General features: G+C 67.4%; 1 protein-coding gene. It reads right to left on the bottom strand.

Annotated features, from left to right (window positions below):
* Nucleotides 1-17 precede the first annotated feature (17 nt).
* A partial coding sequence (locus tag GO615_RS30005; protein ID WP_281358766.1) for a penicillin-binding transpeptidase domain-containing protein occupies nucleotides 18-429 on the bottom strand: 412 nt, incomplete at its 5' end.

The raw sequence follows: 429 nt of genomic DNA on the forward strand, positions 1-429 counted from the left end.
GACGGGAATCGCAGGTGTCATCGCAGGGCCGCCTCGAAGATCTGTTGCGCGGCGGGTGCGGCGACCTCGCCGGCGAGGGTCTCGACGCCCTGATCGCCGCCGTTCTCGAGCACGAGCGCGAGCGCGATCTTGGGGTCGTTCGCCGGTGCGAAACCGGTGAACCACAGGTCGGCGGCCTTGCTCGTGTCGCCCTGCGCCGTGCCCGTCTTGCCCGCGACCTGGTAGCCGTCGACGGCGGCGAGCTTGCCGGTGCCGTTGTTGACGACCGCTTCCATCATCGTCTTGAGGCTGCCGGCCGTGTCCGATGAGATGGGCTTGGACATGATCTTCGGGTCGGTCGAGGAGATGACGTCGAGGTCGGAGTCGACGACGTTCTTCACGAGGTGCGGTTCCATCTGCGTGCCGCCGTTCGCGATCGTCGCGGAGATC

The sequence above is a fragment of the Aromatoleum evansii genome (assembly GCF_012910805.1).
GTDB lineage: Bacteria > Pseudomonadota > Gammaproteobacteria > Burkholderiales > Rhodocyclaceae > Aromatoleum > Aromatoleum evansii.